The organism is Haliea sp. E1-2-M8 (assembly GCF_030649675.1).
In the GTDB taxonomy this organism is placed as follows: domain Bacteria; phylum Pseudomonadota; class Gammaproteobacteria; order Pseudomonadales; family Halieaceae; genus Haliea.
This window is the reverse complement of the sequence record NZ_JAUTDR010000008.1, coordinates 35,982-56,807: the sequence shown is the minus strand read 5'-3', so window position 1 is coordinate 56,807 and position 20,826 is coordinate 35,982. Positions and strand designations below refer to the sequence as shown.

Annotated in this window: 20 protein-coding genes; 17 read left to right on the top strand and 3 right to left on the bottom strand. The window is 64.9% G+C overall.

The window, feature by feature from the left end; all coding sequences use genetic code 11:
• Positions 1 to 212 precede the first annotated feature (212 nt).
• The 3 genes from Q6D67_RS08400 to grxD all read left to right on the top strand — a co-directional run bounded on the left by Q6D67_RS08400 (position 213) and on the right by grxD (position 2,849).
• On the top strand, positions 213 to 1,103 hold the full coding sequence (locus Q6D67_RS08400) for a trigger factor (protein WP_304705152.1): 891 nt from the start codon (positions 213 to 215) through the stop codon (positions 1,101 to 1,103).
• On the top strand, positions 1,100 to 2,413 hold the full coding sequence (locus Q6D67_RS08395) for a tetratricopeptide repeat-containing sulfotransferase family protein (RefSeq protein ID WP_304705151.1): 1,314 nt from the start codon (positions 1,100 to 1,102) through the stop codon (positions 2,411 to 2,413). The genes Q6D67_RS08400 and Q6D67_RS08395 overlap by 4 nt, the downstream gene beginning before the upstream one ends.
• Before the next feature lie 106 nt (positions 2,414 to 2,519).
• On the top strand, positions 2,520 to 2,849 hold the full coding sequence (gene grxD, locus Q6D67_RS08390) for a Grx4 family monothiol glutaredoxin (protein WP_304705150.1): 330 nt from the start codon (positions 2,520 to 2,522) through the stop codon (positions 2,847 to 2,849).
• Positions 2,850 to 2,923: 74 nt separating this feature from the next.
• Here grxD and bfr read toward each other — a convergent pair whose 3' ends face one another.
• From bfr to Q6D67_RS08375, 3 genes are all read right to left on the bottom strand, one after another.
• Positions 2,924 to 3,406 (bottom strand): bacterioferritin, encoded by a 483-nt coding sequence (gene bfr / locus Q6D67_RS08385; RefSeq protein ID WP_304705149.1) that lies wholly within the window; start codon positions 3,404 to 3,406, stop codon positions 2,924 to 2,926.
• Between the two features lie 97 nt (positions 3,407 to 3,503).
• Positions 3,504 to 3,707, bottom strand: a complete 204-nt coding sequence (locus Q6D67_RS08380) for a bacterioferritin-associated ferredoxin (protein WP_304705148.1) — start codon at positions 3,705 to 3,707, stop codon at positions 3,504 to 3,506.
• A 76-nt stretch (positions 3,708 to 3,783) separates the two neighbouring features.
• Positions 3,784 to 4,425 (bottom strand): 2-hydroxychromene-2-carboxylate isomerase, encoded by a 642-nt coding sequence (locus Q6D67_RS08375; protein WP_304705147.1) that lies wholly within the window; start codon positions 4,423 to 4,425, stop codon positions 3,784 to 3,786.
• An 87-nt stretch (positions 4,426 to 4,512) separates the two neighbouring features.
• On the opposite strand from Q6D67_RS08375, the gene Q6D67_RS08370 reads away from it, so the two are divergent.
• From Q6D67_RS08370 to glgX, 14 genes are all read left to right on the top strand, one after another.
• Positions 4,513 to 5,769: a glutamate-5-semialdehyde dehydrogenase gene (locus tag Q6D67_RS08370; protein ID WP_304705146.1), complete on the top strand. Its 1,257-nt coding sequence runs from the start codon at positions 4,513 to 4,515 to the stop codon at positions 5,767 to 5,769.
• The gene (nadD, locus tag Q6D67_RS08365; RefSeq protein ID WP_304705145.1) at positions 5,766 to 6,440 is read left to right on the top strand and encodes a nicotinate-nucleotide adenylyltransferase; all 675 of its coding nucleotides are present in this window, start codon (positions 5,766 to 5,768) and stop codon (positions 6,438 to 6,440) included. Before Q6D67_RS08370 ends, nadD begins: the two co-directional genes overlap by 4 nt.
• Positions 6,441 to 6,463: 23 nt before the next feature.
• Positions 6,464 to 6,799 carry a ribosome silencing factor gene (gene rsfS, locus Q6D67_RS08360; protein ID WP_304705144.1) on the top strand — a complete coding sequence of 112 codons (336 nt, stop codon included), beginning with the start codon at positions 6,464 to 6,466 and terminating at the stop codon, positions 6,797 to 6,799.
• On the top strand, positions 6,799 to 7,269 hold the full coding sequence (gene rlmH, locus Q6D67_RS08355) for a 23S rRNA (pseudouridine(1915)-N(3))-methyltransferase RlmH (protein WP_304705143.1): 471 nt from the start codon (positions 6,799 to 6,801) through the stop codon (positions 7,267 to 7,269). Before rsfS ends, rlmH begins: the two co-directional genes overlap by 1 nt.
• 41 nt (positions 7,270 to 7,310) lie before the next feature.
• A complete protein-coding gene (gene mrdA, locus Q6D67_RS08350) occupies positions 7,311 to 9,164 on the top strand; it encodes a penicillin-binding protein 2 (RefSeq protein WP_304705142.1) in 1,854 nt (617 codons plus the stop codon).
• The gene (rodA, locus tag Q6D67_RS08345; protein ID WP_304705141.1) at positions 9,157 to 10,302 is read left to right on the top strand and encodes a rod shape-determining protein RodA; all 1,146 of its coding nucleotides are present in this window, start codon (positions 9,157 to 9,159) and stop codon (positions 10,300 to 10,302) included. The genes mrdA and rodA overlap by 8 nt, the downstream gene beginning before the upstream one ends.
• 35 nt (positions 10,303 to 10,337) lie before the next feature.
• On the top strand, positions 10,338 to 11,330 hold the full coding sequence (gene mltB, locus Q6D67_RS08340) for a lytic murein transglycosylase B (RefSeq protein WP_304705140.1): 993 nt from the start codon (positions 10,338 to 10,340) through the stop codon (positions 11,328 to 11,330).
• Positions 11,327 to 12,142, top strand: coding sequence for a septal ring lytic transglycosylase RlpA family protein (locus Q6D67_RS08335; RefSeq protein ID WP_304705139.1), 816 nt, complete (start codon positions 11,327 to 11,329; stop codon positions 12,140 to 12,142). The genes mltB and Q6D67_RS08335 overlap by 4 nt, the downstream gene beginning before the upstream one ends.
• Before the next feature lie 49 nt (positions 12,143 to 12,191).
• Positions 12,192 to 13,364, top strand: a complete 1,173-nt coding sequence (locus Q6D67_RS08330; protein WP_304705138.1) for a D-alanyl-D-alanine carboxypeptidase family protein — start codon at positions 12,192 to 12,194, stop codon at positions 13,362 to 13,364.
• Between the two features lie 9 nt (positions 13,365 to 13,373).
• Positions 13,374 to 13,643, top strand: coding sequence for a YbeD family protein (locus Q6D67_RS08325; RefSeq protein WP_304705137.1), 270 nt, complete (start codon positions 13,374 to 13,376; stop codon positions 13,641 to 13,643).
• 4 nt (positions 13,644 to 13,647) lie between these two features.
• On the top strand, positions 13,648 to 14,271 hold the full coding sequence (lipB, locus tag Q6D67_RS08320; RefSeq protein ID WP_304705136.1) for a lipoyl(octanoyl) transferase LipB: 624 nt from the start codon (positions 13,648 to 13,650) through the stop codon (positions 14,269 to 14,271).
• A 112-nt stretch (positions 14,272 to 14,383) separates the two neighbouring features.
• Positions 14,384 to 16,447, top strand: a complete 2,064-nt coding sequence (malQ, locus tag Q6D67_RS08315) for a 4-alpha-glucanotransferase (RefSeq protein WP_304705135.1) — start codon at positions 14,384 to 14,386, stop codon at positions 16,445 to 16,447.
• Positions 16,444 to 18,681, top strand: a complete 2,238-nt coding sequence (gene glgB, locus Q6D67_RS08310; protein ID WP_304705134.1) for a 1,4-alpha-glucan branching protein GlgB — start codon at positions 16,444 to 16,446, stop codon at positions 18,679 to 18,681. The genes malQ and glgB overlap by 4 nt, the downstream gene beginning before the upstream one ends.
• On the top strand, positions 18,678 to 20,807 hold the full coding sequence (gene glgX, locus Q6D67_RS08305) for a glycogen debranching protein GlgX (RefSeq protein ID WP_304705133.1): 2,130 nt from the start codon (positions 18,678 to 18,680) through the stop codon (positions 20,805 to 20,807). The genes glgB and glgX overlap by 4 nt, the downstream gene beginning before the upstream one ends.
• The last annotated feature ends 19 nt before the right edge of the window (positions 20,808 to 20,826 follow it).

Here is a 20,826-nt window from a genome sequence, read left to right as displayed (position 1 = left end):
GCCTTGTGGCCGCAGAAACAATAGTTGCAACTACGATAACCAGGTTTCGTAGCGAGCTGCTCCGTGCGCGAATAAGTGGATTCTACCCTATTGGGGTGTCAGAGCCAAATTGGGCGAGTCGTCCCGGCGCTGGGCGACGCCAGAGACGATTCGCCGCGCGTACGGCCACTGCTATACTGCGCGGCGAAACCACCAACCAGCTGGAAACCACCATGGAGCCCGCCCGAATTATCGCCGAACAGGTGGACGGACTGCGCCACGAATACAGGATTGAACTCGACCCGGAGCGCGTCCGCGAGGCCGTCGACGAGCGGCTGCGCCGGGGCGGACGCAAACTGACCGTACCGGGTTTCCGGCCCGGCCGTGCCCCACTGTCGGCTTTGCGTACCCATCACGGCAAACGGCTGCGCGAGGGCGTCGTCGACTCGCTGGCCATCAGTGTCACCCGTGGCCTGATAGCAGAGCGGGGCCTCTCTCCCCGCTCCCGCCCATCGATACGAATCGACACTGAAGCCCCGGGGGCGTTCGTGTTGACGGTCGATGTCACCCCCGAGATTGAGCTGGGAGACATGGCAGAAATCCCCATCCATCGGCTCCGGGCCACCGATGGCGATGAGCAATGCGCCGCTCTTGCCGACGAATATGTTCGGCGCCAACTGTTCGACGCACTGCTTGAGCAGTACGGATTTCCGGTGCCGGAGGAGATGGTCGACTCCGAGCACACCCGGGTCGTCGCCGGCTACCGCGATGCGGTAGGCGAGGAACCGGATCCGGCGACTGACCAGGAGCTTGCGGCCATTGCCGAGCGCCGTATCCGGCTGGCCCTGCTCTTGTCCGAAATAGCCTGTCGCAACAGCATCGAGGTGCCGCGGGCAGAGGTCGAGCAGCTGGTGGAGCGAGTCGCCGGCCGGGACCCCGAGCACGAGGACGAGATCATCGACTACTATCTGGACCACCCGACCGCGATGGCCGAGCTGCAGTCACCGCTGCTGGAAGAAAGGGTGGTCCGGTTTCTTCTCGAGCGCTGTCGCATCACCGAGGAAACGGTGGATGCGAACCGCCTTCGGGCGGTAGTCCTGGGCGAGGTCGCAGACGCCTCGTGAGCGTCGTGCCAGGCCGGCGCGCACTGCAGCAGGAAGCGGCACGGCAGCCGAAGGATCCAGCCATCCACGAGCGCCTGGCCCGGACCCTGCTGGCAGAGCAGGACCTGGCGGCTCTTTCGGCGTTGCAAGCCCTGCTGGATGACCGGTTTGCCGATCGGCCCTTCACCCATCTGGTGGCCGGCCATGCGAGCAAGGCGCGGGGTGATGTGGAGGCCGCGGCGCAGCGCTATCGCCGGGCGCTGGCCGTGCAACCGAACTCGGGCGAGGCGCTTTACAACCTGGTGGACCTGGACGGTGGCCGCGTCAACGAAGCCGAGAGTCGTCATATTGCCGAACTCACCGGACACGAAGAGCTGCCCGCGGCGGACCGCATCAACATTCGCTTCGCCAGGGCGCGACTGCTCGAGCAGTCTGGCGACGCGGACGCTGCCTTGGCCCATTACCGGGCCGCCAACGACCTGGCCCGGACGACGCTGGCCGAGCACGGTATCCGGTACGATGCGGATACTGCCGAACGCCAGCTGGAAGCCGATCTGGCCAACTGGCAACCCACTGTGTTCGAGGCTTCGCTGCCGCCTTCCGGTATCGACCTGACGCCGGTATTCGTGATCGGTCTGCCGCGCTCGGGGACCACACTGGTGGAGCAGATTCTCGCCTCCCACCCACTGGTGGCCGCTGGCGGCGAGCTGACCCTGGGGCCAGAGGTGGAGCATGCCTGCCGCCAGCGACTGGGCCTCGGACCGGGGGATCCGCTGCCCTTGCCTGCGGATTCGCGGCTGCGCGAGGAGCTGGAGCGTGCCCGGGAACGGTATCTGGACGGACTGTTCGAGCGCGGACTTGACGCCCGCTGGGTCGTGGACAAACTGCCGGCCAACTCGCGAATCGCGGGCTTTTTGCGGCTACTCTTCCCGGATGCCCCCATGGTTCACTGCCGGCGCGACCCCCGGGCCCTGGCCTGGTCCCTTTACACCGCGAACTTCGCCGCCCACGAGGCCTGGTATCACGACCTGGACGCTATGGTGGGTGTGTTCCGGCGCCACGACCGATTGCTGGCGCACTGGCGGGTGGTGCTACCGCCACTCTTTACCGAGATCAGCTACGAGGACCTGGTGCGGGCACCTGAAGCGCGGATTCCCGAATTGCTCGCTGCCTGCGAAATCCCCTTCGACCCCGCCACGCTGAAGCCGGAGGCTCTTGAGCGTCCGGTGTTTACCGCCAGTCACGCCCAGGTGCGGCAGGCGATACACACCAATGCCATCGAGCGCTGGCGACCGTATGCGAGCCACCTGAGGCGTTTCGAGCCGAATTAGCGGGACGTGCCGCGGCTGGCAGCAACAGCAATTTGTCGCCGAATCAGTTAAACTTCGCAACACACTTCTGGTCCAACGACCAACCAAGACAGAGGCCGAAAATTGCATGGATATCATCGACACCATCAAAGAACAGATCGCAAGCAACAGCATTCTGCTGTATATGAAGGGCTCGCCAAATCAGCCCCAGTGTGGCTTTTCCGCGCAGACCGTACAGGCGCTGATGGCCTGCGGTGAGCGCTTTGCCTATGTCGACATACTCTCCAACCCGGATATCCGCGCCAACTTGCCGAAGTATGCCAACTGGCCGACCTTTCCCCAGCTGTGGGTCAATGGCGAGCTGATTGGCGGCTGCGATATCGTTAGCGAGATGTTCGAGAGTGGCGAGTTGCAGACCCTGGTAAAGGAAGCCGGAGCCGCACAGAGCACCAGCTGAAGGCAGCCCCGCTGAAGGCAGCCCCGCTGAAGGCAGCCCCGCTCTGAGGGTAGCGGGCCCGGCAGGGCTGCCTGTCAGTCGGGTTTGACCGTGTGCATAGCGGTCTGCAGGTAGTTTTCGAGGCCGATCCTTTCGATCAGGCCCAGCTGCGTTTCCAGCCAGTCAATGTGCTCTTCCTCGCCCGCCAGAATGTCCGCCAACAGGTCCCTGGAAGCGTAGTCACTCACGGCCTCACAGTGGGCAATGGCCTCCTTGAGGTCCTTGTGACCGAGGTGCTCCAGTTTCAGGTCGCAGCGCAGAACTTCCGCCGTGTTCTCCCCGATAAGGAGTTTCCCGAGGTCCTGCAGATTGGGCAGACCCTCCAGGAACAGGATGCGCTGCACCAGCCTGTCGGCGTGCTTCATCTCGTCGATGGATTCGTTGTACTCGTGGTCCGCCAGCTCCTGCAGGCCCCAGTCGCGGTACATGCGGGAATGCAGAAAGTACTGGTTGATGGCAACGAGTTCATTGCCGAGAATTTTGTTGAGGTGTTCGATTACCTGGGGATCGCCTTTCACGTTAAACCTCCGCGGAAACAGTGGGACCGATGTGGCGAGCTTGCAGTGATCCCGCAACCCGGTCAACCACCGTCACTGCGCAGATCGCCGGACGGCGTTAGCCGGCTGCGTAAAACAGGACTTGCTCTGGTGGGCGTTCCAGCAATGACTCGTGCAGCACGTCCGCCGCCAGAGCGCTGCACTTGCCGCAGCGGCTGGCGACGCCCAGGCAGTCGCGCAGCTCATCGACAGAACTCACGCCTTCGTGCGCTGCAGCTCGAATCTGATGGTCGGTAATTCCCTTGCAGACACATACATACATGGTTTGGTCACCTGCGCTTGATACTGCCAGTCACCTTAATGCTAATGAGAATTGTTGTCAACAAATGGTGGCCCGATTATTCCTGTCGGACTGCCGGTGCCAGTAGCTGCTGCAGCCGGTACTCCACCAGCGGCAAACGGTCATTGCCGAAGTACATGTCGTCGCCGTTGATAAACAGGGTGGGGGAGCCGTAGCCACCCCGCGCCACCAGCTCGTCGGTATTGGCCCGCAGGCGGTCCTTGTAGGCCTGGTCCGTGGTCGCTGCCAGCAGGGCCTCGGGGTCCAGCCCCACCGATGTCGCGATTGCCGCCAGCTCCTTTGCCTGGGAAATATCCCGGTTATCGCCCCAGTAGGCCGCAAACACCGCCTCCGACCAGGGCACCAGCAGGCCCTGGTCCCCGGCAAACAGCGCGCCGCGCATGGCCCGGGCGGAGTTGACCGGAAATACGTCCGGGTGGCTGATGCGCAGGCCACAGAATTCAGCCCAGTCCGCGAGATCCTTCTGATAGTGCCGCAGGCGCCGCGGATTGTTGAACATCCCTTCCCGGGCGGCGTACAGATCCTGGTTGACCGCATTGAAAACCCCGCCGACCAGAATAGGGCGCCATTGTACGGGCACGCCTTGCCGGGCGCTCAAGGACTGCAGGCGGCTGAACGCCAAGTAGGTCCAGGGGCTGGAACAGTCGTAGAAGCATTCGAGTTCGGGGGTGTCAGGCATGGCGGCTCCGGGGTTTTGGGTGAGAGTAGCACACGTCCGGCGGCCTTCAGGTATAATCGCGCTTTGTCTTGGGTCCGGTAAGCGGGAATGAGTGTTGAGCAGTACATGCAGGATCTGGGCCGCGCCGCCCGCGCCGCCTCCCGGCAGGTTGCGGCGGCGTCCACGGCCCAGCGCAATGCCGCCCTGCTGGCGACCTGCGCCGCGCTCGATGAGTCTCGTGCGGAGCTGGCCGCCGCCAATGCCGAAGACCTCGCCCGCGGTCGGGAGCGCGGCCTCGAGGCCGCCCTGCTGGACCGGCTGGAACTGACGCCGGCGACCATCGACGCCATGTTGACGGGCCTGCGCCAGGTTGCGGAGCTGGCGGATCCGGTAGGCAGTATCAGCGACGTCAACACCATGCCCAGCGGCATCCGCGTCGGCAGGATGCGGGTGCCCCTGGGTGTCATCGGTATCATCTATGAGTCCCGTCCCAATGTGACGGTGGAAGCGGCCAGCCTGTGTCTGAAGTCGGGCAATGCCACCATTTTGCGCGGCGGTTCCGAGGCCCTGGCCTCCAATGCGGCCATCGCCGCCTGTATCACCCGGGGCCTTGAATCCGCCGGCCTGCCCGCCGCTGCGGTGCAGGTGGTCGCTACCGCTGACCGCGCCGCGGTCGGGGCCCTGATCACCATGCCCGAGTTTGTCGACGTCATTGTCCCCCGCGGGGGCAAGGGCCTGATCGAGCGCATCAGCCGGGACGCCCGGGTGCCGGTGATCAAGCACCTGGACGGCGTCTGCCACGTCTATATCGATGCCGGTGCCGACCACGCCATGGCGCTGGAGATTGCGGTCAACGCCAAGACCCAGCGCTACGGCACCTGCAACACCATGGAAACCCTGTTGGTGGCGGCCGCGGAGGCGGATGGTTTGCTGCCGCAGCTGGCAGCGGCGTTTGCGGGCAAAGGGGTTGAACTGCGCGGCTGTGAGCGCAGCCGGGAGCTGCTGCCGGCGATTACCGCGGCCACGGAACAGGACTGGCACGAAGAATACCTGGCGCCGGTGCTCGCCCTGCGGGTGGTCGCTGACCTGGACGCTGCCATAGGGCACATCAACCACTATGGCTCGCAGCACACCGACAGTATCGTGACCCGGGACCACGGCAATGCCATGCGGTTCCTGCGGGAAGTGGATTCCAGCTCGGTCATGGTCAACGCGTCCACCCGTTTCGCCGACGGTTTCGAGTACGGCCTCGGAGCGGAAATCGGCATCTCCACGGACAAGCTTCACGCCCGCGGCCCGGTAGGACTTGAAGGACTTACTTCCCGCAAGTATGTTGTCTTTGGCGAGGGGCAGGTTCGCCGTTGACTGCGACCGCGGCAAACGCCAGCCCCGTGGCGGTCCTTGGCGGCACCTTCAACCCCATCCACAACGGCCACCTGCGCTCGGCGCTGGAGCTGGTGGAGCTGTTGGGGCTCGAGCGCCTGCACCTGATGCCCTGTGCCAACCCGCCGCACAGGCAGGCGCCGGGCTGTCCCGCTGAGTCCCGGGCGGATATGGTGGAACGGGCGGTGGCGGGTGAGGCGCGGCTGGTCTGCGACCGCCGCGAACTCGCGCGCAGCGGCCCCTCCTGGACGGTCGACAGTCTGGCAGGTTTGCGCGACGAGTACGGTCCCGAGCGCAGCCTGGGTCTGGTCATGGGCTGCGACGCCCTGCTCGGGCTGGAGCGCTGGCACCGCTGGCAGGCGTTGTTGGACTACGCCCATATCATCGTGATTGCGCGCCCGGGCTGGCATTTGCCCGGGGCGGGCACGGTGGCCGAATGGCTGGCACAGCACCGGATGGCGGATCCCGATGCCCTCCGAGCGCGGCCCGCGGGAGGGGTGTTGGTGCTGGAGCTGCGGCCCCTGGCGATCTCCTCCACCGAGATCCGGGCCCTCTGCCGCGCGGGGCGTTCCGCGCGTTACCTGCTGCCGGAGCCCGTACTGGACTATATTGAAACCCATGAGCTGTACCGCGGTACTGCTGACGACAACTGATCCCCTGGAGAGAACCCGACCGGATGCAAGCCGAAGCCCTGAAAGAAATTGTTGTAGCCGCCCTTGAAGATATGAAGGCGGTCAACATCGTAACCCTCGATGTCCGCGAATTGACTGATGTCATGGACTACCTGGTAATAGCCAGCGGTACCTCGAACCGGCACGTCAAGTCGCTGGCTGACAATGTCTGCATGGACGCCAAGAAGGAAGGCGTGCGCCCGCTGGGTGTCGAGGGTGAGAACCCCGGCGAATGGGTGCTGGTGGACTTTGGCGATGTGGTGGCGCACGTCATGCTGCCGGCGACCCGCGACTTCTACGATCTGGAGCGGCTCTGGGTCGATACTCGGCCTGAGTCCTGATGCGGCTGACGGTTATCACCGTTGGCGGCAAGATGCCGGCCTGGGTCGACCAGGGCGTGGCTGAATACAGCAAACGCCTGCCCCGGGAAATACGCCTGCAGTGGCGCGAACTGCCGCTCGCCCACCGCGGCCGGGACAGCAAACCGGAACAGCTGCGGGAGCGGGAGGGCGAGCAGATCATCAAGGCGGTGCCCAATGGTGACCGGGTCGTCGCCCTGGAGGTCCGCGGCGACAGCTGGAGCACCGAGCAGCTGGCGGCGCGGCTCGCGGACTGGCAGATGTCCGGCGACAATGTCAGCCTGCTGATCGGCGGGCCGGACGGGCTCTCCCGCTCCTGCCTGGCGCTGGCCCGGCAGCGCTGGTCCCTCAGTGCCCTGACCCTGCCGCATCCACTGGTGCGGGTATTACTTGCGGAACAGCTCTATCGCGCTTGGACAATCACTGCCGGGCACCCGTATCATCGGGCCTGAGGCGCGCTCCAGGTCGGTAACCGCGCACACGACAGGACTACATGCCACAACATATACCCCTTAAGGATCCCAGCGGTGATATCCGGATCTTCGGCGCCCGCGCGGTGTTCGCTGTGCTGGTGGTGCTCGTGCTGCTGGCCACGATACTGGCCCGCTACTATGACCTGCAGATCAACGACTACGAGATCTACCGCACCCAGTCCGAGCGCAACCGGGTGCAACTGCAACCCCTGCCGCCCAAGCGTGGCCTGATATATGACCGCAACGGCGTGTTGCTGGCGGACAACCGTTCCAGCCACATCCTATCCATCGTCCGCGAGCGGGTCGACGATCTCGACGCCACCCTGGCGGAGCTGCAGTCCCTGGTGCCGATCTCCGGCGCCGACCTGGAGAATTTCCAGCTGAAACTGCAGCGCCGACGCCCCTATGAGGCGGTGCCGCTGCGCTTACGCCTGACTGAAGAGGAAAGGGCGCTGCTGGCGGTGAACCGGCACCGCATGCCAGGTGTCACAGTGGATGCGCAGCTGGTGCGCCATTACCCTCACGGCGAGCTGTTCTCGCACGCGGTGGGCTATGTCGGGCGGATCAATGAACGGGAGGCGCAGGAGCTGGACGAGCGCAACTACCGCGGCACTTTCCATGTCGGCAAGGTCGGCGTGGAAAAGTTCTACGAAGACCTGCTGCACGGTGAAGTGGGCTACCAGAACGTGGAAACCAATGCCCACGGGCGTGTGCTGCGGGTACTGGAGCGTTTCGACCCGGTTCCCGGGGGCGATATCAGCCTGCACCTGGACTTCAAGCTGCAGCAGACTGCCTTCGAGGCCCTGGGTGACCAGCGTGGCGCGGTGGTGGCCATTGATCCCCTGACGGGCGGTGTGCTGGCGCTGGTGTCCAAGCCCGGCTTCGACACCAACCTCTTTGTAAACGGCATCAGCGGCACTGATTACAGCGCCCTGCGCGACTCCCTGGACGTGCCCCTGTTCAACCGCGCGGTGCAGGGCCAGTATCCCCCGGGGTCCACTATCAAGCCGATGATGGCGATGGCCGGGCTGGAGTCGGGGCTGGTTACCACCGAGAGCACCGTGCCCGATCCGGGCTGGTATCGCCTGCCCGGGGATTCGCGCCGCTACCGGGACTGGATCCTGAAAATTCGCGGTACCGGACACGCGCCACGGGTCGACCTGCACATGGCGGTGGCGCAGTCCTGCGATGTCTACTTCTACGACCTGGCCAGGCGCCTGACTATCGATGGCATGCACGAGCACCTTTCGGCCTACGGGCTCGGAACCCGCACCGGTCTCGATACCACCAATGAGCGCCCCGGCGTCCTGCCCTCCACTCGCTGGAAGCGGAAAGCCCTGAACCAGCCCTGGTACCCGGGCGAGACCCTGAGCGCGGGCATCGGCCAGGGCTATATGCTGGCGACGCCGATGCAGCTGGCAGTAGCCGCGACGGTGCTGGCGACCCGGGGTCAACAGCGGGCGCCGCGCCTGATCCGCGCGATCGGCGATGAGCCGCAGGAGGCGCCACTGCTGGGCAATATGGACGCCGCGCCCGCGCACTGGGACGCGGTGCACGAGTCAATGCGCGCGGTCGTACACAGCGCTCGCGGCACCGCACGCAAGGTCGGTGAGGGGATGCGCTATGAAATGGCCAGCAAGACCGGCACCTCGCAGGTGATCGGCATCGCCCAGGGTGCCGTGTATGTCGAAGCCGAGGTCGCCGAGCGTCACCGCAATCATGGCCTGTTCATCGCCTTCGCCCCGTATGAGGCGCCGACTATCGCGGTGGCGGTCATTGTGGAAAACGGGGGCGGCGCCTCGGCGGCGTCCCCCATCGCCCGCGCCGTGCTCGACGCCTGGCTGGTGGCGGATGACGAGGTTGGCGATGGGTGATTACGTCCGCCGGCTGCAGCTGCCAGGGGGCAGCGCCGACCTGGCACGCCGCACTCCACTCGCCCTGCGGCTGCACATGGACATCCCGCTGCTGCTGCTGTTGCTGGCCCTGACCGGTTTTGGTCTGGTGGTGCTCTACAGCGCTTCCGGCAAGCAGTTGGGAACCGTTATCCGCCAGGGACAGTACTTCCTGCTGGCCTACGGGGTGATGTTTGCCGCCGCCCAGGTCGATTTGCAGCGCTACCAGCGCTGGACGCCGTGGCTCTATCCGCTGGCCGTGGCCCTGCTGGTCGCGGTCATGTTTGTCGGGGTGGGCGCCAAGGGCGCCCAGCGCTGGCTGGAGGTGGCGGGGTTCCGGTTCCAGCCATCGGAGATCCTGAAGCTGGTGATGCCGCTGACGGTGGCCTGGTACCTGGCCGCCCGGTCCCTGCCACCGCGGTTCAAGTATGTACTGGCCTGCCTGGTGCTGGTGAGCCTGCCCTCGGCCCTGATCCTGTTGCAACCGGACCTGGGCACGGCCCTGCTGATTGCCGCCAGCGGCCTGTTCGTGCTGTTCATGGCGGGGATCGGCTGGCGTTACATCGCCGGCGCCGTGGTACTGGCTGTCATGTCCGCCTGGCCGGTGTGGATGTACGGGCTGAAGGACTACCAGAAGCAGCGTATCCTGACCCTGCTCAACCCGGAAAGCGACAAGCTCGGGGCGGGCTGGAATATCATCCAGTCCAAGACCGCTATCGGCTCCGGTGGCTGGGACGGCAAGGGCTGGCTCAACGGCACGCAATCGCAGCTGGATTTCCTGCCGGAGAGCCACACCGACTTCATCATCGCGGTACTGGCGGAAGAATTCGGTTTGCGCGGGGTGCTGGTCTTGCTGGCAATCTACCTGCTGATCATCCTGCGCGGTTTCTGGATCGCGGTGAACGCCAGCAGCAATTTCGGGCGCATGGTCGCAGGCAGCCTGACGCTGACGTTTTTCGTCTACATCTTTGTTAACATGGGTATGGTTGCGGGCCTGCTGCCGGTGGTCGGGGTGCCGCTGCCGCTGGTGAGTGCCGGCGGCACCTCGGTGGTGACCCTGATGGCCGGTTTTGGCGTGCTGATGGCCGTGGCCACAGCGGATACCGGCTCCCGCCGGTAACAGGTAGATTCAGTGATTTCCATGAGAGTCAGGGCATGATGACAGCAGCGTTCAAGGGGAGTCTGGCGGCACTGTGCCTGTGGTCTGTGGCGGCCTCGGCCGCGGCCAGCTACGGTGAGCACGCGGGAGCCCGGGCCCTGGTCGATGAACTCGTGGCCGAGCAGCGAGGGCTGGACCGGGAGCGCCTGCTGGTGGTGCTGGCCCAGGCCGAACGCCAGGAGGCCATCCTGGAGGCCATTTCACGGCCCGCGGAGCGGGTCAAGCCCTGGTATGAATACCGACGGATTTTCCTCACCGAGCAGCGCGAGGAGGAAGGGCTGGTATTCTTCGCAGCTCACCGCGAGACCTTTGCCCGGGCCGAAGCTGTATTCGGTGTGCCGGCGGAAATCATCCTCGCGATTATCGGTGTGGAAACCTTCTACGGGCGCATCGCGGGCAGCTACCGGGTCATCGACGCGCTGGCGACCCTGGCCTTTGACTATCCCCGCCGCGCTGCATTTTTCAGCAAGGAGCTCAAGAACTACCTGCTCCTCACCGGGGAGCAGCAGCTGGACCCGCTGGCCATAAAGGGGTCCTATGCCGGAGCCATGGGCTACGGTCAGTTCATGCCCAGCAGCTATCGCGCCTACGCGGTGGATTTTGACGACGATGGCGTTATCGATATCTGGAACAATCCGGTAGACGCCATTGGCAGCGTGGCCAACTATCTCCGCCGCCACGGTTGGCGCAGTGGTGAAACTATTGTCGCCGCCGCCGAGGCCGGCCCCGATGTGCCGCAGGACTGGTTCAACGCTGGCCTGGTACCGCAGCGCACCGTGGCCGAGTTGAGTGAGGCAGGCTTGCGCAGCGCGCAGCCCCTGGACCCGGAAGCCAAGGCCACGGCCATCCGCTTTGAACTGGAGGAGGGCCACGAGCACTGGCTGGGGCTGCACAATTTCTATGTCATCACCCGCTACAACCACAGTGCCATGTACGCCATGAGCGTGCACCAGTTGAGCCAGCGCCTGGCAGCGGGGGTGGAACTGTGATTGTCCGCGGTGCGATCCTGCTGGTGGGCGTGGTACTGGTTGCAGTGGGTTGTGCCACCCGGCCGCCGGTCGGGCCCGGGCAGCCGCCGGTAGCGGACCGCGATGTGATCAGGGATGGCGCGCCCCTGCGGAATATTCGCCCGCAGGACGTCACAGACGCGGTGCCTCGCCCGGATCCCATTCTTGCCCTCGGCAACCTGAGCCCCTATACGGTCCTTGGTGAGACCTACCACATCCTGCCGAGCCTGGCCAATTACCGGGAGCGCGGTGTCGCCTCCTGGTACGGCACCAAGTTCGACGGCCAGAAGACTTCCAACGGCGAGATCTACGATCTTTACGCCGCGTCCGCGGCGCACAAGACCCTGCCCATCCCCTGTTATGCCCGTGTCACCAACCTCGAAAATGGCCGCAGCGTCGTGGTGCGGGTCAATGACCGGGGCCCATTCCACAGCGATCGCCTGATCGACCTGTCCTACGGCGCCGCAGTCAAGCTGGGCTTCATGGAGGTGGGCACGGCACCGGTGGAAGTGGAAGTCATCAATCTCGCCGGCATCGACGATCGTCGCGGTACTCCGCTCGGCAGCTATCGCTTTGTGCAGCTGGGCGCCTTTGGCTCCGAGTCTTCCGCCCAGCGCCTGCGCGCGGAGCTCGAGGCCCTGGTGGCCCCTCCCGTTGCGGTCAGCCCGGTCGACACCGGCAGTGGCCTTCTATACCGGGTGCGGATAGGGCCGATGCAGAGCAACGAGGAAATTTTGCTGGTACAGCAGCGTCTGGAAGCCAGCGGTTACACCGGCACACAGTTGCTGCCGTGAGGCAGCCCCGATCCGATTCACGTTCCACCACATTGAGTCCATTGCAGTTATGAAGCGTTTGTTGATCTCCACCCTGTTAGTCCTGTCCGCCGCCACCGCGCAATCTACCGCGGCACAGTCTGGAATAATCCCTGCGCCCCCCCAGGTGGCCGCCGAAGCCTATCTGCTGGTGGACGCCGACACCGGCGCGGTGCTGGTAGAGCACGACGCCGACATGCCCCGGCCCCCGGCCAGCCTGGTCAAGATGATGACGGCCTACGTACTGGCCAGCGAAATAGAGTCCGGCCGGGTGAATGCGGATGACCTGGTTGCGGTCAGCCGCAATGCCTGGTCCCAGAACCCGGTGTTCGCCGGTTCCTCGTTGATGTGGATTGAGCCGGGCAAGGAAGTCACTATTCGCGAGCTGGAGTACGGCATCATCATTTCCTCGGGCAATGACGCCACCGTGGCGGTGGCCGAGCACCTGGCCGGCAGTGAGGCCGCCTTCGCCGAGATGATGAACAGCCACGCCCAGGCGCTGGGCATGAGCAGCTCCCATTTCGCGAACTCCCACGGCCTGCCAGCGGACGGCCAGGTAGTGACCGCGCGCGATCTGGCGACGCTGGGGGCCGCCATGATCAATAATTTCCCCGAGCACTACGCGCTGTACAAGGAGCGTGAGTTCACCTACAACAACATCCGCCAGTACAACCGCAATTCACTGCTGGGCGAGGATCCATCGGTAGACGGCATCAAGACCGGCTACACCAGTGAGTCAGGTTACGGGTTGGTTGCGTCGGCCGAGCGCAATGGCATGCGCCTGATCTCGGTAGTACTGGGCACCCGCAGTGCTACCGCGCGCAAGAATGAAAGCCGCGGCCTGTTGAACTACGGCTTCCGCTTCTACGAGACTGCAAACCTGTTCGAGCCGGAGCAGGTACTGGCCGAGCCGCGCCTGTGGAAGGGCGTACAGGACAGCATTGCTGTCGGCGTGCTGGAGGCCGCGAAAGCGACATTGCCGCGGGGTCAGCGCGAGCAGTTGCAGACCGATATTGAGCTGCAGCCGACAGTCGTTGCGCCGATCAGCCGCGGGGACGCGCTCGGCACCGTGCACCTGACCCTAAAGGGTGAAACAGTGTTTGAAACTCCGCTGGTGGCGCTGGAGCCGGTGGACCAGGCTGGTTTCTTTGCCCGCATCTGGGACAGCATCATGATGTGGATCAGCAAACTGTTCAGCGTCTGAGGTGGCCCTGTGAGCACTGAAGAGCCGCCGAAAATCGAATTTCCCTGTGACTACCCGATCAAGGTGCTGGGTCGCAGTTGCGACGGCTACGAAAGCCTCATTATCGAGGTTTTCGAGCGCCATGCTCCGGGCTTTGATCAGGAAACGATCGCCATCAAGGGCAGCAGCAAGGGCACGTTTACCTCCATGACCATCACCATCACCGCGACCGGGCCGGAGCAGCTCAAGGCCCTGCACGAGGACCTGATGGCGACCGGCGTGGTCAACATGGTGATCTGAGCCCATGCCGCCGCTTTGCCGCCGGCTTCCCGGTGCGGCCGACTATCTCGCTACCTTCGAGGCCATGAAGCAGTTTACCGACAGCCGCACCGGCACTACGCCGGATGAGCTCTGGTTGCTGCAACATCCACGGGTGTTTACCCAGGGCCAGGCCGGCAAGGCCGAGCACGTTTTGGCCCCTGGCGATATCCCCGTGATCCAGGTCGACCGCGGCGGGCAGGTAACCTACCACGGCCCCGGCCAGTGGGTGCTGTATCTGCTCGTGGACCTGCGCCGGCGCAACCTCGGGGTACGCCAGCTGGTAACCCTGATTGAAGAGAGCCTGGTCGAATTGCTGGCGGCTTACGACATTGTCGCAGCGCCCCGGGCGGACGCCCCGGGCGTCTACGTCGACGGCGCCAAGATCGCCTCGCTAGGTCTCAGGGTGCGCCGCGGTTGCAGCTATCACGGCCTCGCCCTCAACGTGAGCCTGGATCTGGAGCCATTTCAGCGCATCAATCCCTGCGGCCACGAAGGGCTGCGGGTCACCTCCATGGCCGAGCAATTATCCGGCATCGTGCTGGATATGGGGGAGATCGGGGAGCGCTTGCTGGCGGTGGTTGAACGCCAGTTATTGGTTACCCCCTAGCGCTTCGCGGGTCAGCTGCAGTTGTCATCACGGCACCAATCTAACGTATGATGAAGGCCGTGCGCCGAGCGCACTGTTGCACCTGCACCCGATGCCACCACCGGATCCGTTCATGACCGAACTGGACAAGCTGCTCTACCTCTGCGGAATCTCTGGCGATTACCTGGACTACGGTGGTCAGCGCCGGGAGGTGCCCCTGGCACTGCGACAGCGGGTATTGCGCCTGATGGGCATGGAAACCGCGGACCCGGCGGCGCTGGCGGCGGCCGTGGAGCGGCTGGACGCCGACCTCTGGCGCCACTGGGTGCCTCACTACAGTATTGTCGCCGCGGGGGCGCCCGAGATCGCCCTGCGGCTGCATCCCGCTCAGTTGGCTGCGAACTTTACCTGGGAGTTGACTCAGGAAGACGGCGAGGTGCTGGCGGGCGAGTGTCGCCCGGACTCGCTGCCCGAGGTTGGCGATTATCACGCCGATGGCGCGCGCTACAGCGCTCGCCAGTTGCCCCTGCCGGCGCTGGCGCCCGGCTACCATACGCTGCGGGTGGCAGACGGCGTCCAGTCCGCGAGTTCCCGGGTGATGGCCTGCCCCGACCGGTTCTACGCCCCGGAGTCACCTGACAGGGAGCGCCTGTGGGGAATCAGCTGCCAGCTGTATACCCTGCGCTCCGCGCGCAACTGGGGGGTGGGTGATTTCACCGACCTGCTGGAGCTGTTGCCGCTGGCGGCCGCTGCCGGAGCCGATCTTCTCGGCCTGAATCCGCTGCATGCGACCTGCAGCGACAGCGACGCCATCGCGAGCCCCTATAGTCCCTCTGATCGCCGCTTCCTGAATCCGCAGTATATCGACCCGGAGCGCGAGCCCGAGTGGGAAGCGGTGGCCGCGACCCTGGCCACCGCGGCCTGGCAGGAGCGCCGGGCCCGGCTGCAGGCCGCGCCCCTGGTCGACTACGAAGGGGTAAACCAGCTCAAGTACGAAGCGCTGGAGGCCATGTTCAACGCCTTCCGCCAGCAGCAGCGCCGGGCCGGTACCGAACGCGGCCGCGCCTTTCGCCGTTTTGTGGCCGCAGGCGGCAGTGTGCTGGAGGGTTTTGCCCGTTACGAAACGCGGCACAACGCCTGGGCCCGCACGCACGGGGCGGAGCCGCAGTTCTTCGCCTGGCTGCAATGGCTGGCCAGCTGCCAGTTGCAGCACTGCCAGCAGGTCGCGCTGGACAGCGGTATGCGCATCGGCCTGATGCGGGATCTGGCGGTCGGTGCGGTGGGCCGCGGTTGCGAAGTGGAGCAGGCCCGGGGTCTGTATCTGACCGAGGCCAGCATCGGCGCGCCCCCGGATCCCTTTGCCCCCCACGGCCAGGATTGGGGCTTGCCGGTGCCGCATCCGCTGAGGCTGCGGGAGAGCGGGTTCCGTTTTTTCATCGATCTGTTGCACCAGAACATGATTGCCTGCGGTGCGCTGCGGGTGGACCATGTGATGGCGCTCATGCGCCTGTGGTGGTGCCTGCACGATGAGGACGACAATGCCGGCCTGTATGTGTTCTATCCGCGGGATGAGATGCTGGCCCTGCTGCGCCTGGAGAGCTGGCGCCACCGCTGCGTGGTGGTCGGCGAGGACCTCGGCGTGGTGCCCGAAGAGTTTCGCCAGGCCATGCAGCGCAGTGCCCTGCTCGGGAATCGCCTGTTTTATTTTGAGCAGCACCACGACGGCCGTTATCGCGCCCCTGCAGAGTTTGCCGAGGAGGCGCTGCTGATGGTGACCAACCACGATGTCCCCACCCTCGCCGATTGGTGGCAGGGCAGCGATCTGCAGCGGCGCAGGGAACTGGGGCTGATTCCCGACGAGGCGGCATTGACACAGCAAAAGCAGCAGCGTGAAGCTGATCGCGGGCAGTTGCGAGCGTGGCTGGATGGCAATGGTCTGCTGCCGGCGGCGGTAGGACCCGAGCTGGATATGGCCTTGTGCAGTGCGATCCACCAGGCCTGTTCCCGCAGCGCATCGCGCCTGCTGCTGCTGCAGCTGGAAGACCTGCAGCTGCTGGTGGAACCGGTGAACATTCCCGGCACCTGGCGCGAGTATCCCAACTGGCAGCGCAAGCAGGCACAGGCTACGGTGGATATTTTTGCCGCAGCCGGGGTGCAGGCGTTGTTGGCAGCGGTGGATGTGGAGCGGCGCCCATGAAGGCCGCTGGCAAGCCTCTGCCCCCGGTACTGGATGTGCGCCAGATCGATGCCCTGGCTGCCGGGCTGCACACCGACAGTTTCGCGGTGCTGGGACTGCACGCACATCCAGAAGGTGTGGGCCTGGTGGCGCGAGCCCTGTTGCCCTGGGCGCGGGCGGTGGCCATGCTGGACAGCCACAGCGGGCAGGTTCTCGGCCAGCTGCGACGCATTCATCCCGCGGGTTTGTTCGAGCTGGTCCTGGAGGGCCAGCGCCAGCGCATTGCCTACCACTGGCAGGTGGAGACGGAGACCGGGGTCATCGAGCTCGAAGACCCCTATCGTTTTCCGCCGCTGGTCACGGATCAGGATTTCTACCTCTTTTGCGAGGGCACCGAGGAATTCGCCTATCGACGTCTGGGCGCTCACCCGCGCACCGTGGAGAGTGTCGACGGCGTCCTGTTCACGGTCTGGGCCCCGTCCGCGCGGCGAGTGGCCATTGTCGCCGACTTCAATGGCTGGGATGGACGGCAACACGTACTGCGCAGGCACCCGGCCTCGGGCGTCTGGGAGATCTTCATTCCCGGGGTCGCCGACCAGGCGCTGTACAAGTACCAGATAATGGCGGCAGACGGCACCCTGCTGCCGCTGAAAGCCGATCCTTTTGCCCACTCGATGCAGCATCCGCCGGAAACTGCGAGCAGGGTGCTGTTGCGCGAGGGCCAGTACGCCTGGGGCGACGAGGCCTGGATGGCGTCCCGCAGCGCCCAGCAGAAGCGGCCGGTCAGTATCTACGAAATCCACGCGGGCTCCTGGCGGCGGCGCACAGAGGAAGGCAACCGCTACCTCAGTTATCTGGAACTGGCGGACGAGCTGATTCCCTATGTGCTGGAGCTGGGCTTCAGCCACATTCAGCTGATGCCGATAAGCGAGTTTCCCTTTGACGGCTCCTGGGGCTACCAGCCGGTGGGCCTTTATGCGCCCTCGATCCGCTTTGGCACGGCCAACGAATTCCGCTCCTTTGTCGACCGCTGTCATCAACACGGCGTGGGGGTGCTGCTGGACTGGGTGCCGGGACACTTTCCCACGGACCCGCACGGCCTCGGCCGCTTTGATGGCACCGCGCTCTACGAACACGACGATCCGCGCAAGGGTTTTCACCCGGACTGGAATACCCTGATCTACAATTACGGTCGCCGCGAGGTGGTCAGTTTCCTGCTCAGCAATGCCAATTACTGGCTTGAGGAATACCACCTCGACGGCCTCCGGGTCGACGCGGTGGCCTCCATGCTGTATCTGGATTACAGCCGCAAGTCCGGTGAGTGGTTGCCCAACAAATACGGTGGGCGCGAGAATCTGGAGGCGATTCGCCTGTTGCAACTGGTGAACGAGCGGGTCCACGCGCGCCACCCCGGGGTGATGATGGTGGCGGAAGAGTCCACTGCCTGGCCCGGCGTGTCCCGGCCCGTGCACAATGGCGGCCTCGGCTTTGGCTTCAAGTGGAACATGGGCTGGATGAACGACAGCCTGCGCTACATGGCGCGGGACCCGATCCACCGCCGCTATCACCACGATGAGCTCACCTTCAGCATGGTGTATGCCTGGGATGAAAACTTCGTGTTGTGCCTGAGCCATGACGAAGTGGTGCACGGCAAGGGCGCGTTGCTGGACAAGATGCCCGGGGATCAGTGGCAGCAGTTTGCCAACCTCCGTGCCTACCTGGGCTTCATGTGGGGCCACCCGGGCAAGAAGCTGCTGTTCATGGGCAGTGAGTTCGCCCAGCGCCGGGAGTGGAATCACGACCGCGGCCTGGATTGGGAGCTGCTGGAGCAGGCGCCGCACCGGGGCATGCAGCGCCTGGTGGGAGATTTGAACGCGCTTTATCGCAGCCTCCCCGCCCTCTACGAGAAAGACTGTGAGCCCGGCGGTTTCCAGTGGCTGCAGGCGGATCGCAAGTCGGTATCGGTATACGCCTGGTTGCGCTGGGGGCACGCTCACGGCCAGCGGGTTCTGGTGGTGGCGAACCTGACGCCACAGGTTCACCGCCGCTACCGGATCGGGGTGCCGGATTCGGGCTGGTATCGAGAGTGTATCAATACCGACGCCCGGGAATACGGCGGCAGCGGCCAGGGCAACATGGGCGGGGTCGAGGCGCAAGCCGGCGCCTGCGATGGCCACCCATGGACCCTGACCCTGACCCTGCCGCCGCTGGCAACCATTATGCTGTTACTGGATGATACGGAGTCCGGACGATGAAGATCCTGGCGGGCGAGCCGCGTCCCTTTGGTGCGACCTATGATGGCGAGGGCACCAATTTTGCGCTGTTCAGCGCCCACGCCAAAGCGGTGGAGCTGTGCCTGTATGACCCGGCCGGGGAACACGAGGTGGCGCGCCTGACCCTGCCCGAGCGGACCCACGATATCTGGCACGGCTATGTTCCCGGGGTGCGGCCCGGCAGCTGCTACGGCTATCGCGTGCACGGCCCCTTTGAACCCCATGCGGGCCACCGTTTCAACCCTCACAAATTGCTGCTGGACCCCTATGCGCCGCGGCTCGCGGGCCGCTTCAGCTGGCACGATGCGCACTTTGCCTACCCGCGCAACGACGCTGCGCAGGACCTCGCTTTCGATACCCGCGACAACGCGCCCTGGGTCCCCAAGGCGGTGGTCTGCGAGCCCAGTGACTGGTGCAACAATGCCCTTACCCCGCTGGTGCCCTGGCGCAAGGCGGTGCTCTACGAAACCCATGTGCGCGGCTTTACCCTGCGCCACCCGGAGGTGCCCGAGTCCCTGCGCGGCACCTTCGCCGGACTGTCCCAGCCCGCGGTGATTCGCTACCTGAAAGCGCTGGGCATCACCTCGGTCGAGCTGTTGCCGGTACACGCGTTTATCGATGAATACCACCTGTTCGAAAAGGGGCTGAGCAACTACTGGGGCTACAACACGCTGTCATTTTTTGCGCCCCACCCGGCCTACATGAGTGGCGGTGACGCCGATGAATTCCGGCAGATGGTGGACCGGTTTCACCAGGCCGGGCTCGAAGTCATTCTGGATGTGGTGTTCAACCACAGCTGCGAGGGCAACCATCTGGGGCCGACCCTCAGTTTTCGCGGGATCGACAATCTGTCCTATTACCAACTGCTGCCCGCTGACCGCCGCTTCTATGTCAACGACACCGGCTGCGGCAACACGCTCAACATTCGCCATCCGCGGGTGATGCAGCTGGTCACCGACAGCCTCCGCTATTGGGCTGGCAATATGGGCGTCGATGGCTTTCGCTTTGACCTGGCTACGGTGCTGGGGCGCAGCGAGCACGGTTTTGACAGCGCCGCGACCTTTTTCCAGGTCGTGTCCCAGGACCCGCTGCTGTCCTCCTGCAAGCTGATTGCAGAGCCCTGGGATGTGGGCCCCGGCGGCTACCAGCTGGGACGCTTTCCCGCGGGCTGGAGTGAATGGAACGACCGCTACCGGGATACGGTGCGGCGCTACTGGCGGGGTGACAGCGGCCAGCTGCCGGAACTGGCCCGGCGCCTGCACGGTTCCGGCGACATCTTTGAGCACGCCGGCCGCCGGCCGCGGGCCAGCATCAACTTTATTACCAGCCACGACGGCTTTTCCCTGCGCGATCTGGTCAGCTACAACCGCCGCCACAACGAGGCCAACGGCGAGGACAACAACGACGGCCACCGGGAAAACTACAGCAACAACCAGGGCATTGAAGGGCCCAGCCACGACCCCGCGGTGGAGGCGCTGCGGCGGCGCCTGCAGCGCAATTTCCTCGCCACGCTGGCGGTATCCCAGGGGGTGCCGATGCTGCTGGCGGGGGATGAGCGCGGCCGCAGTCAGCAGGGCAACAACAACGCCTATTGCCAGGACAGCGAACTCAACTGGATGAACTGGGACGATAGCGACCGCTCCGCGGCCGAGCTGGTGGCCTTTACCCGCAAGCTGCTGGATCTGCGCCAGCAGTTTCCCGTGCTGCAGGCTTTTGAATATCGGCACCGTCCCAATGACCCCTACGATGATGGTATCCAGTGGCTGAACGGGGAGGGCCGGCTGATGCGGGATGAGCACTGGCACGAGCATCGCAACCAGTTGCTGGGCTACCTGCTGACGGAAAAGCCCGATGACGACACCGGTGAATCCCGCTGCCTGCTGGTGATCTTCAATGCCGCCCGCGAGGAGCACAGTTTCACCCTGCCGGCGATTGCCACTCCGGGCTGGCGGCTGGTAGTGGATACCGCCGACCCCGAGGCCGTGAGCGGGGCCGAGGCGCCCTGCCTGCTGGCGCCCGTCACGGTGATGCTGGCGCCCTGTTCGCTGCAGATCCTCACCAATTGCACCATCGACGCAGCCCCCGGGCTGGTCTCACCGTCACCATGAAGCTCAAGGAGCGACACTG